This is a genomic window from Pedobacter cryoconitis (assembly GCF_014200595.1).
Lineage (GTDB): Bacteria > Bacteroidota > Bacteroidia > Sphingobacteriales > Sphingobacteriaceae > Pedobacter > Pedobacter cryoconitis_C.
Window position 1 is genome coordinate 3,115,392 of record NZ_JACHCG010000001.1, and the last position, 12,541, is coordinate 3,127,932.

Consider the following 12,541-nt stretch of genomic DNA (forward strand, 5'->3'; position numbering starts at 1 on the left):
TTTTATGTAGGAAAACCCTGGTTAATCCAATTTTAGAAATGAAGCGTAGTATCCAGATTCATCGTCGTTGTATCACGCGGAGCCTGGGGAACAGGCTTCAACTGTACCGGCTGCGTTTCCGTATTTCCACTATCTTTTAAAGAATCACGCTCTTTATCCCAGGCATAACCCTTATCCTGATCATCCGGATTTGCAGTCGCAGGAGTTGTTGTAGTTTTCACAGGCAGTTCCTTCTTCACAGGTTTATCCGCTTCTTTAAACAATAGAAAGTAACTCAGCAATGCAATCATAAAAACTACCCCTGCTGATAAAACATAAAATAGAGGCTTAGAGATCGCAATTATACCAGCATCACGAACAACAGGCTTTTCATCCTGTGCTTCCTGATAATGCCTCAGCAAAGTCTGCAAACGCTCATTCTCCATTTGCAATAATGCAGTGCCCGGAGCATCAGCTATAGCACTTCCAGCATCAGCAATACTGTTATGGACAATCGCATACTGTAACGCCATTCCACTTTTATACCTGGCTGAAGGTGCTTTCTCCAAACACTTACTGATCACAGACAGCAACCAGGCAGGAACCTGCATCTCATGCAACTTTTTCTCCTCCGGCCAGCTTTCTGGCAGATTCTGTTTCCTTAAAGTCAGCAGATCAGGAACAGGAGACTCTAAATGGCCAACCAAGACATCATTCCTTGACTTTTGACCATTATCCAATAAAGGAAAAGGAACCTGTCCGGCCAGTAGCTCATACAAGATGATCCCGTAACTGTAAATGTCTGTTTCCAGTAACATTTGTCCTTCACTCTGCTCGGGAGCCATGAATTCTATTGCACCTGCATGGCGGATACTTGTTCTGCGCTGCTCATCAGACATGGCCGATAAACCAAAATCCAGCAAGACATAATTGCCCGTATGGATATTAAATTTAACATTATTACTCTTAATATCCCCGTGCTTGACGGTTACTTTATGGCAGTGTGCTAATGCATTTGCCAGATGATCAGCCACTTTAATCACTTCCTTTACCGGGAATATTTTATCATGGGGCTCTTTTAGTAACTCTTCCAGATCAGGCCCATCAATAAACTCCATTTCTATAAATGGGAATGATCCGCTTTCTGTAATTCCTGAATTTAAGATCTTAACTATATTAGGATTAGGCTCTTCATTTACCTTTTTCAATTTCTCCACCTCATTCTGGAAACTCCTGAAGTTTTTATCTTCTGTACTTTCTGTATGAACCGGTGTTGGCAGTAATTTCACTGCCGTTATAATAGGACCAAACCTTCTTCCTTTGTAAACTGAACCCTGGCCTCCGGTACGCAATGCGCCCATATTTTCCAGACCTTCAGTAATCGTAAATACTTTACTCATTTAAGCTAATTCAACTCTGTGTGTGGTAAAATTACTACAATTTTAGTTCCAATGTTTATTTAAAATCAGGAACAAAAAAAAGGCTATCAAATGATAGCCTTTAATTCAATTATTTTAAGATACGCAACTGGTTATTTTAAAATCCACATCAGCTGATTATTATCATCGCTTCCATTGTACTGACCCGCAATGGCCGCGGTAACATTCGCCGCATTATAATCCAGCTCTGCCGAAGGATAAAACCAGCGAACCGGAAAATTAGAAGAAGGAATATTTAAACTCGTTGAAGCATTGAGTTTAAAAACAGGATATCCCGTTCTCCGGTTTTCAAACCAGGAGATAAATTTGCTTCCCTGCAAGAAATTAGCCAGGTACTTCTGCGTAATAATCTGCCCGATCTGCTGCTGATCTGAACCACTTAAAACCACTTCGGCCGAAGCAGGATAAGCATTAATATAAGCATCGTCCATTTTCATGTTATGATGATAATCCGCAAGATCAGGTGTATTCACAGCAACAAACTTCATTGAATTGGTAATTCCGGCAGCATAATAAGTCTGCGCAGCAGTACCACTAATCCAGCCCCTTACCGTGGCCTCTGCCAAAACGAACTGTAAATCCCAATAACTAAACACACTAACAGGTTCGGCATTTACCAGTTGAGGATACCTGTTATTCAAATCAGAATAATCCTTACTGCCCCTGGTTGTTTGCAGCGCAGTAAAAGCATTGGAAGGCTCCACACCTACATACGCGTTATAATCTGAAACAGACAAACCAGACGTAACCTTCACAGGTGAAGGCTTTGCAAAGTAAAACAACCTTCTGTCTTTCAAAGCCTTCAAAGGATCAATCAGCACGTTTGTTAACATCGTGTAATTTGATTTCACAAAAGGGTTTCCCGATCCCGCCGGAATATCAGACCATGGATAATTCTGACCAGCCATCCCTGTGTAAGTTAAAGCAAAATTGTCTTTATAATCCCGCATCAGCGGACGGTTAGTTACAATATCCTTAAAACGTTCTATAACTTTCAAATCTGCGTCACCCGTTTTTTTGTATAAATTCAATAGCACATGAAGCTCAAAACTATTGACCAGTCTGCGCCAGCTATCAGTTTTCCCACCATAAACCGGATCGCCCTCAAAATTAGCACCGGCAGTAAACAGTTCATTCGCCTGATCCAACTCTTTCAATATACCCATGAAAACCGCTTTTTGCGTATCATATCTGGGTTGTAAAATACGATCCGACTCTCCTTTGTTTGCCTCAGAATAAGGCATATCACCCACCTGCATCGTATTGATAAAAAACTGATAGGCACTGATAAAATGCCCCAGTCCTTCATAAGACTTTTTCAATCCATCGCTCGTTGCATATTTAAGCATCGGCGGAATATTTCTCAAGACCTTCACAGAGTCAAAATCAGTTCTGCCCAGTTTGTTATACTGATAACTCTCCTGTCCTTCGCCCCAGGTCAGGTATTTACCCAATAAAAAAGGTTGCATAAAGGACTTCTGCGTGCTGATTGAGTTCCTGGTAATGTTCAAAATCAAGGTTGTAGCCAGCATAGACGAATTTACCTGATTCGTCGCGTTCGGATTGGTATTGATCTCTTCGTACTTTTGGCAACCACCGGCAACAATTGCTAAACCGGCAAATAATATCATATATTTTAAAATCTTCATGCTATCTTTTTTTTTAAAAATGTTCATTAAAACCCTACTCTTAAATTAAATCCAACCATTCGCATAGAAGGTGAATTCAAATCTTCTTTATTGACATCAGGATCTGAATATTTGAACTTAGTCCACATGAATAAATTCTGTCCTGTCAACGCTAAAGAGGCCGATTTAACACCCAGTTTATGGGTAAAAGAAGCCGGAACTTTATAGCCTAATGAAACTTCCCGAAGCTTGATGAAAGAAGCACTTTGTATCCCCATATCACCGCCTCTATAGTTCTGTGCAAAATCCTGATAACCAACCTGCACATCATTTGGCGCATATTTCCGGGTATCACTGGTTATATTTCCATACTTATCATAAGTAGCCGCACCGGAAATAACCTTCACACCTTTGCCTACATAATTATTTAATCCATTGACTACCTGATCATAGCGGTATTGATTATCAGATTCCGGATTCGTACCAGAATCCCACATTTTATCATAGATATAATTGTACATCAATCCACCAATCCTCCCGTCAATATTGATACCCAGCATCCAGTTTTTATAGGTAAAATTATTGATGAAACCGAAACTGAAATCAGGCTCACTATATCCATATTTTTTATCATAATCACTGCTCACAGGAATCCCGTTATTGTTGATTACATTGCCCGAAGGATCTGTCAGCCAGTAGCCAGCTGTATAAGTATCTAAACGCTGTCCCTTTTTCACCCATTGGTTATCTTTTGAATAAACCGGATCCAGCTGGTCATAATACCGGTGTTGATTCGCCCAGTTCACGGTAGAATACCATTCAAAATCCCTGCTCTTCAACACTGAACCATCCACTGTAATTTCCAGTCCGCGGCGTGTAAAAGTTTCTTGCGTATTCACTAAAGTCGTTGCAAATCCAGAAGTAGCCGGCAATTTTGCATTGGTCTGCTGGTTATAATAATACTTATTGAAATAAGCTACGTCAAAATGCAAACGTTTTTTAAACAGGTATGCCGCAGCACCAATCTCCCAGGTACGCTGAGAACTTGGCAGAATATCACTCGCTCCAGATAACTTATATGGATAACTTGCACTATTTAAATTGCCCCATGCAGCACTGTTAGTCTTGTAAACTGTATTGGTTTCAAAAATACCTGCTGGTGTTTTAAAGACTGCAAACGACCCCCTGATTTTAAACATATCTATTACTTCAGGTAATTTGGCCAGCTGTGAAATAACGACGCTTGAGCCTACTGAAGGATATAAATAAGAACCCGTAGTCTTTGGCTGTGTAGAAATCCAATCATTACGTCCCGTAAAATCTAAAAATACAGCATCATTCCATCCTACCGCGGCCCGTGCATATAAACTGCTCGATTCTTTAGGTGAAAAATAGGGTGTTACACGGGGAGGTTCAATGGAACCATTCAAAGAAAAATAAGTTGGTGAAATTAATCCGTTCTTAGTGACCGCATATAACCCTTCATCCTCTTTATGGAAAAAGTTTCCACCAGCAAGTGTTTCAAAAGAGAACTTATTAATTCTTTTATTATAAGATAAGATCAAGTCATTACTCGTACTATATCCTTTTGTATTATTGATACTATACATCCCTTTTGCATCCCATCCTCCGCGGGTAGAATAAATATTTGCCGTAGGGTTACGCATTGTTTCGCGGTTACTGTAATTGTCATAGCCCAGACGAAGCATTAAATTCAGATCTGATGTGATCTTATAATTTGCAGTCAGGCTCGCATTTACTGTATTTTCCTGGATGGCATCCAGCTTCTCATTCGCAATCAAATAAGGATTATCATACCAGTTCGTATACATCCAGTTTTGAGTCTGATTAGGTACTTTCCAATAATCCTTATAATCCCTGATATCATATTCCGTACCTGTCCACATCACCAATTGATATAAATACCCTTGATTTTGATAACCACCACCCCACACCTGAGGAGCCGTACGGCGGCTCAACCCAAAATGACTTTCTATCTTAAACTTATCATTGATCTTAATTTCACCACCAGAGGTTAAATTGATCATATTCAAAGTCTGATTCGGAAACTGCCCCTTATTGTAAACATGATTCAAACCAATTTTAAAACTTCCATTTTCACCAGTCTGTGCAATCGTAATATTGTTATTGGCAATAATTCCTGTACGGGTAAAATTCTTCAGGTTATCCTTCCCTACAGAACGTAAAGGCATATTATCCTCAAACTGTTTGGTTACCGGATTCCAGTCTCTCCCTGTTTTTCCGATATCCAGCTTTGGCCCCCAAACATAATCATTGTTTAGATTTCCATTATCGCCACGCGCGTAAGAGCTCTGAACTTTTGGAATAGCCAGGTAGCCCAGCTGGAACATGGTATTACTGTTCACATCTACAGAAAATCCTTTTCCAGCAGCACCTTTTTTTGTCGTAATCAAGTATACACCACCTTTTGCTCTTGCACCATACAAGGCTGAGGCCGTAGGGCCTTTCAAAATATCTATACTTTCGATATCATCCGTAGGAATATCCCGCAGCGTTAAATTATCATAATCTACCCCATCAACTACCAGAATAGCAGCTTCACCCCTAAGTTCGAGTGTCGGTCTGGCATTAAATTCTGTAGAGTTTTTTACAACTAAACCCGCTACTCTGCCCGTTAAGGAAGTTCCGATATCAACACCCTTAACTGTTTGCAGCTCTTTACCTGATACTTTCTGAACCGCATAACCCAAAGATTTTTCAGAACGTTTGATCCCTAAAGCAGTAACCACCACCTCAGTCAGTTTATTTTCTTCCGGCTTCAGTAAAATTGTGTATTGCTGCGCATTGCCCACAACGATCTCCTGTGCACCAAAGCCAATAAAAGAAATCACAAGTGTGGCTCCTTTTGGCGCATTGAGGCTAAAATTACCATTGCTATCAGTCATCGCCCCCACTTTGGTTCCTTTGATTAAAACACTTGCGCCAGTAATCGGCAAGCCATTTTCATCCGTAACCTTTCCTTTAACAGGATCTGAGACTACGTTTTCAATTAACTGTACACTCCTTTTGAGTACAATGTTTTTTTGAAAAATCTTGTACGTTAAAGGTTGATTTTTCAGACAGGCTTCCAGCACCTGTTCTATCGTACCCTGATTAATATCAATAGAAACTCTGGCAGTTCCGGCAACTTCAAGATTATCATATAAAAACAAATAATCGCTTTGCTTTTCTATCGCTTTCAGTATAGTTTCCACAGAAACATTTTTTTGCCTGAGTGTGATTTTTTGGCTGTAAACATTGGCATGAACCTGCATCAGGCCTGTAAACAGCAGGATTACAAATAGTTTCATCACTAATAAGAATTGAGAAGATTTGAACTGTATTCGTGGTACAGTCTTAAAGAATGCACTAAAATTCATAAATTGCGCTTGGGTTTTAAATCATTATTGCTTAGATAATTTTTTTACGGATATGGACCTTTGGTCCATAAGGAGTTGAACCCGATATTTGGCGGGGAGTGGTTCGAACACTTCCCGCTTTTTTATGGGTTAACCGTTTTAAAGAAGATTCAGAGTAATCCTATTTCATATAGCGGGGTTTAAAAGAGGTCCATTAATATTTGAGCTGGTAATTTTTTAGCGTTGACTAACTACAATTTTATTATTTTCTATATGGCAGTGAATGCCAGAATACGCAAGCATATCCAGTAATGTTTTCACGTTAACGCTTCTTGGAATCTTACCTGAATATTCTTTTTTAGGCATTGTTCCTTCATAAACCACATCGGTCGCATACCATCTTGAAATTTGTCGCATTAAAGAATGGAGATCAGATTTTTCAAACTGGAAATATCCGTTTTTCCATGCAATTGCCTCATCCGCATTTTCAAGATCCCGTACACTGATCTGACCCGAAGAACCGATGGTTCTTGCCTGTTGTCCAGGTTTTAATATTGATTTTTCGGTCCCTTTACTAAATTCAACTGATCCCTCCAGCAAAGTAGTTTGCTGAGAACTCTCTTCTGCATAAGCCATAATATTGAAATGTGTTCCCAACACCCTGACCTGCGTTTGCGCCGTTTCTACAAAAAATGCTTTAGACTTATCCTTTGCCACTTCAAAATAAGCTTCCCCCTTCAGTTGGACTTTACGTGTAGCTCCGGGAAATGCAGTAGGAAAAGTCAAAGAAGAATTGGCATTCAGCCATATTTTTGTACCATCAGCAAGCAGCAGCTGATATTGTCCGCCACGTGGCGTAGAAATGGTATTGTACTTAGGGGCTGTTTGATCGTCCCCGATAACCTGGTAAACCAAACCGCCATTTTTCGTTTTCGTCACCATTACTCCGGCCTGTTTAGCAAGCTGGCCGTTTCCGGCATCAGAAAGGCTGATTTTACTTCCATCGGCTAACGTTAAGATAGCCTTATTTGTTCCTGGGGAAATCTGATTGATTTGTTTTGAAGAAGCTAAGCTTTTATTGATCCGCCTTGCTGGTTTCAAATAAAGAACAGCAATACTAAATACGATACACAGAACCGCAGCGGAGGCAATCCATGGATATAATTTTCTTCTTTTTAAAGGAGTGTAAACCGTTTTTAAAGATGCCTGACCAGGCTGCTGATTAGCTGTTATACGTTTTTTAATCCCACTATAAAGCTGTTCTTTGAAATCAGCCGCTTCCGGCAAAACTTCATTGCCACTGATTTGTTCATACCAGTTTTCCACCAGCGCTCTTTCTGCTGCTGTTGCTGTATTGCTGTTGTATTTGGCAATCAGAATTCTAAATTGTTCCGGGTTCAAAATAAGCTTTGTTTATTATCTATCCGTTCAGGAACAAGAAAGTACTATAAGGATTTAAAATAAAATATGATTTTTATCAAAACAACAGATAAGCCAACTAAATCCGGGTTGTACTCTCTTAATTTCGACCTCAAACGATTATATGCATTTTGCAACTGGTTCTTAATTGTTTGTTCTGAAAGCCCCAATTCTTCTGCAATCTGCTTAATAGAGAAATCATCATCCTTCTTTAAAGCGTAAATCTCTTTCATTCTCGAAGGCATCCGGTTTACTTCACTTTCGATAATGAATTGAAGTTCTTTACCTAAAAGCATTTCATGTGCGCAAAAATCTACTGGAAAATCTACAGGACAGCTTTCTAAAGCATATTTTAAACGTACGGCATCTTTTTCAAAAACCTTAAGCGTTTTGTTCCGTAAAATACCATGCAGATAAGCCGGGATATTATAATCAGCGGTTAAGCTATCCAGGTTATCCCAAAAGGCAATAAAAACTTCCTGAACCAGATCCTTTGCCAGATCTTCAGACTGCACCTTACTATAAGCCTTTTTATACAAAGGCTGCCAGAATTCTTCAAATAGTTTTTCGAATGCCTTATTTCTGTCTGAGGCGAGAAGATAGAAAAAATCACTTTTAAACGGTTTAGTCATCTCCTGAATGGCTTAAAGTAACTGACATTTTAATCTTCTCTTATTTAAATGGTAGGTGTATGCGGACTAATTTTAAACCGCAAAAGTAGGCTCCTGCGATTAATTGAATATTAACTTATCAATAAAATTCGCACCTCAGATACCGTTCATACAAAGACCTGATTTATACCTAATGTATAGATATTTAAGTACTGTAGAAAGAGGAAAAATAAAAAATATTACGCAAACGTTTGTGTTCGTTCTTGAGGAAGCCGTTAATAAATGAATTGGCTTGCTTACCGGTTCAATGCCCTGAATTGCAAAGGGGACAATCCTGATGCTTTACGAAACGAACGGCTAAAATAAGAGTAATCCATATAGCCCAGTTCCTGAGCGATTTGTTTTACAGTGGCATCAGTATGATAAAGTAAACGTTTGGCTTCACTGAAAATTTCCTGCTGAATCCAGTAAGTTACCGTTGATCCGGTAACCCTCTTTATAGCTTCATTTAAATAACCTGATGAAACGTTAAGCTTTGAAGCATAATCTGACGGATTCTTGATGGTATGGCTATGTTCCGCTAATAAGTCTTTAAATTGACGGGCAAGTTCCGCTGATCGGGTATGCTTATTCGCGACCGGTCCCAAACCATCATAAGTACTCGCTGCCATTGCCAAAAACGATTGGACAAGGGTATGAATAACCGGCAAATAATATTTATCATCTGCACGTTCAATAAATTCCTTTCGCAAAAGACCGAGCAGACTTGCATACTGCTTTAATTCGTAATCCGTCAGATCGCAAGGAACTTGTAAATTTTGCCCTTGTTCAAAGACTGCTTTGAAATCCGCAGCAATTAATGTGGTATCTATTGCAAGAAACCATCCTTCAGCCTGGTTAGCTTTGATCCGGTAGTGTATTTGCGAAGGTAATATATAATAAAGTTGCCCCGCGGCCACCGTTATATTTTGCAAATCGACCTTTACAGTTCCTGAGCCTTTTGTCAGCAGGAAAAAAATATAATGATCATCCCGGTGGGCAACTTGTGCATTATTTTGCTGCTTATCTTCCGACAGGAAAACCTTGATCTGTACACCTGCACTGGTCTTGTGTTGTAACTGATCTACCGGAATACTTTTCATTCCTGTAAATTACGACCTTAATTTCAATAATTTATCTGCGTTACCATGTGCAATTTTCGCTACCTGCTCCTGCGGAAGGTCAATCCCCTTTAAAAATTCAATTCCCATTTCGTTTGTACTAAACGGATAATCGATAGAAAACATGATATTATCAATGCCAAAAGTATCTAAAGCAATTCTTAATGGGGGTTGCGTAAAAAAACCACTGGTCGTGATGTGGACCTGCTGGTGAAAGGTCTCCGTAAGCGAACGCTGGTTAGCTCCTCCGTTTCCCGGTTTGAACGCTTTCTCTGATCTTGCCATCATCATAGGCAGCATTTCTCCCATATGGCCTATAATCAGTTTTAACTTAGGATACTGATCAAAAATACCTGAGAATAACAAGCGTAAAACATGCAGCGCAGTTTCTGAGTGCCATCCCCAACCATAACATGCCAATGCTTGCGCCATACCAGAATGATTGGGTAGACCGCTGTAATAAATATCAACCACTCCTTTTGGAGGCAGTCCAGGGTGAAGATAAATTGGAACATCCAGCTTTTCAGCCCGCTCAAATATTGGTGCGAATTGAGGCTGATCCAGAAACTGGTCTTGTGTAAGGCCCCGAACCATAGCACCACGAAAATGATGTTCAGTTACTGCCCGTTCTAACTCATCAGCAGCTGCAAGAGGAGCTGTCATTGGCAAATGGGCAAAAGCTGTAAACCGATCTTCAAAACCCGCAATCCTTGCTGCGATCAGATCATTATATTGGCTTGCAAAAGCCGGGCCTGCCTGTGAACTTAAAAGATTAGCGCCCGAACTATCCACAGATAGTACCTGCATCGTAATCCCATTATCATCCATTGACTTCAAACGGTCCTGAGTAATATCTGCCAGTTTTGGAGCAAGGCGCTGCATCGCTTCCGACTGACCAAAATTCCCTAAAGCATCTTTAGGGATCTGATCTGCCATTTCCGGAAAAGAAATATGTTCTTCAAGTGTAACTATTCTCATATACATTAGATTATAGACAAAGGAAGATATTAAATGTTTAGCCCGCAATGCATTATTAATGGCAACTATAGCACTATTCAGGCCATTTTTAATACTTTCTTATAATCATACTTATCATATTTATGCCCTTTTTCCGCTTCATGCAGCGCAATCAAATCATTCTTAAGTTGAACCTTTAACCATACATCTACTGGCGTATGAAAAAACCGTGAAAACTTCATGGCCAGTTCTATATTAAATGCGCGTTGTCCTTTAAGGTATTTATTAAGATTAGAAATATCAGTATCCAGATAATTGGCAAATTGACTCTTATTCAGTCCCAGAACTTTACAGAATTCACCTACAAAATATTCAATCGTATAAATCTCCTCAGCTTTCAGGTTTTCTTGTTGAAGGTACTCCTCTACACGATAAAGTACTGAAAGCATTTCATTTCTAACCAAACATTCAGGTGAACGTTTGGCATGACGAACTTTGGCATCTTCTTTAATTAAATCCTTTTCTTCTTTGCTCAGCTTATGACCATCATTCGGGGCAATGGCCATACTGAAATCTTCTCTTTTTTTGCCTTTTGTGGTATTCATAATAATCTGTTATTAACTGTATAATTAAGATAGCGATCAATCAATTGCTTTCCATCTTCATCATAAATTGCCATGATGTTTGAGTCCCCCAGCCGGTAAGCATTGTATTTAGTGGAGTAAAGGGTCATCAACTTAATTTCATTTTCCTTTTTCTCTTCTCCAATCTTAAAATAAAGTGCTCCTTTGTACTCGCCAATACCTCTCATTAAACTAAGTTTAAAAGCATAAGCGATCAGACAACCTGCTACATGATCATGGGTTTTCTCCTGAAAGATCATACATCCTTCTATAAGCTGAGGTGAATCCTCCCTTACTAAAAGGTAACCTTTTGCATCTTTCAGGTTTTTCAGTTGTTTTTTGAAGTCAAATTTCCAGTTATCTCCGATTGATGGCATTTCTGAAAGTTTACCTTCTATAATCAAGGCATCCGCCTTTTCACCAGTTCCGAGAACTATAATTCTTACGTTCATTTATTTTTGTATTCATAAAAGCGGGTTAGCTTGTTATAATATTATAAAGGTAATGAAAAGAATCGAGTTTGGTACAATATGTACCAAATATGAAGCCATATAATCTAATGGTTAAGATACCTGTCTCAAGTGTATATATCACCTTTTATGATCTACATCAATGTTTAACAAGTAAACACCACTGAAATTTGCCCTAAAACAAATTACAGTCATGAATAGCTATTTAACCTATTTCGGTAACGATCATAAAGAAAGAGTAAACAAAGCAATCACTCATTTACAAGCAGGAAAAGGCATTTTACTGGTTGACGACGAAAACCGGGAAAATGAAGGCGACTTAATTTTTTCAGCAGAAAAGATGTCTGTTAAAGATATGGCCCTCATGATCCGCGCCTGTAGTGGAATAGTCTGCCTATGCCTCACAGCTGAAAAAGCAGACGCATTAGCACTTGCCCCAATGGTCAATAACAATACCAGCCGCTATCAAACTGCATTTACCGTTTCCATTGAAGCAGCTGCCGGAGTAACTACGGGCGTTTCCGCAGCAGACAGATTACACACCATCAAAACTGCCATTAAACCTCTTGCATTACCAGAAGACTTGTCCAGACCGGGACATGTGTTTCCATTAATCGCTAACAAAGCTGGTGTATTTGGCAGGCGCGGGCATACCGAAGGCAGTGTAGATTTAATGCAACTTTCAGGATTAAGCCCGGCAGCAGTACTCTGTGAACTTACAAATGCAGACGGCACGATGTCCAAATTAAGAGAAATCAGCGAATTTGCTATTTCCCATGAATTCACAGTCGTTTCGATAGAAGATATAGCCCAATACCGTAAATACCTGGAAGAATTACAACCTGAAAAACAAGTCATTTTATGCTAACAGCCAT

At 39.5% G+C, this 12,541-nt stretch carries 10 protein-coding genes; 1 reads left to right on the forward strand and 9 read right to left on the reverse strand.

The window, feature by feature from the left end:
• Window positions 1-32: 32 nt before the first annotated feature.
• From HDE70_RS13260 to HDE70_RS13300, 9 genes are all read right to left on the reverse strand, one after another.
• A complete protein-coding gene (locus HDE70_RS13260) occupies window positions 33-1,379 on the reverse strand; it encodes a serine/threonine protein kinase (protein WP_183890633.1) in 1,347 nt (448 codons plus the stop codon).
• A gap of 131 nt (window positions 1,380-1,510) precedes the next feature.
• Complete coding sequence (locus HDE70_RS13265; RefSeq protein WP_183866521.1) at window positions 1,511-3,067, reverse strand: SusD/RagB family nutrient-binding outer membrane lipoprotein; 1,557 nt, start codon at window positions 3,065-3,067, stop codon at window positions 1,511-1,513.
• Between the two features lie 26 nt (window positions 3,068-3,093).
• On the reverse strand, window positions 3,094-6,447 hold the full coding sequence (locus HDE70_RS13270; RefSeq protein WP_183890635.1) for a SusC/RagA family TonB-linked outer membrane protein: 3,354 nt from the start codon (window positions 6,445-6,447) through the stop codon (window positions 3,094-3,096).
• A 216-nt stretch (window positions 6,448-6,663) separates the two neighbouring features.
• Complete coding sequence (locus HDE70_RS13275) at window positions 6,664-7,827, reverse strand: FecR family protein (protein ID WP_183890637.1); 1,164 nt, start codon at window positions 7,825-7,827, stop codon at window positions 6,664-6,666.
• Between the two features lie 44 nt (window positions 7,828-7,871).
• The gene (locus tag HDE70_RS13280; RefSeq protein ID WP_183866518.1) at window positions 7,872-8,477 is read right to left on the reverse strand and encodes an RNA polymerase sigma factor; all 606 of its coding nucleotides are present in this window, start codon (window positions 8,475-8,477) and stop codon (window positions 7,872-7,874) included.
• 275 nt (window positions 8,478-8,752) lie between these two features.
• On the reverse strand, window positions 8,753-9,598 hold the full coding sequence (locus tag HDE70_RS13285) for an AraC family transcriptional regulator (RefSeq protein WP_183890639.1): 846 nt from the start codon (window positions 9,596-9,598) through the stop codon (window positions 8,753-8,755).
• Window positions 9,599-9,607: 9 nt separating this feature from the next.
• Window positions 9,608-10,594 carry an amidohydrolase family protein gene (locus tag HDE70_RS13290; protein WP_183890640.1) on the reverse strand — a complete coding sequence of 329 codons (987 nt, stop codon included), beginning with the start codon at window positions 10,592-10,594 and terminating at the stop codon, window positions 9,608-9,610.
• Between the two features lie 77 nt (window positions 10,595-10,671).
• On the reverse strand, window positions 10,672-11,178 hold the full coding sequence (locus HDE70_RS13295; protein WP_183866515.1) for a transcriptional regulator: 507 nt from the start codon (window positions 11,176-11,178) through the stop codon (window positions 10,672-10,674).
• The gene (locus HDE70_RS13300) at window positions 11,175-11,648 is read right to left on the reverse strand and encodes a hypothetical protein (protein WP_183890642.1); all 474 of its coding nucleotides are present in this window, start codon (window positions 11,646-11,648) and stop codon (window positions 11,175-11,177) included. Before HDE70_RS13300 ends, HDE70_RS13295 begins: the two co-directional genes overlap by 4 nt.
• A gap of 211 nt (window positions 11,649-11,859) precedes the next feature.
• Here HDE70_RS13300 and ribB point away from each other — a divergent pair, with 211 nt between their 5' ends.
• Window positions 11,860-12,534, forward strand: coding sequence for a 3,4-dihydroxy-2-butanone-4-phosphate synthase (gene ribB, locus HDE70_RS13305; protein ID WP_183890644.1), 675 nt, complete (start codon window positions 11,860-11,862; stop codon window positions 12,532-12,534).
• The last annotated feature ends 7 nt before the right edge of the window (window positions 12,535-12,541 follow it).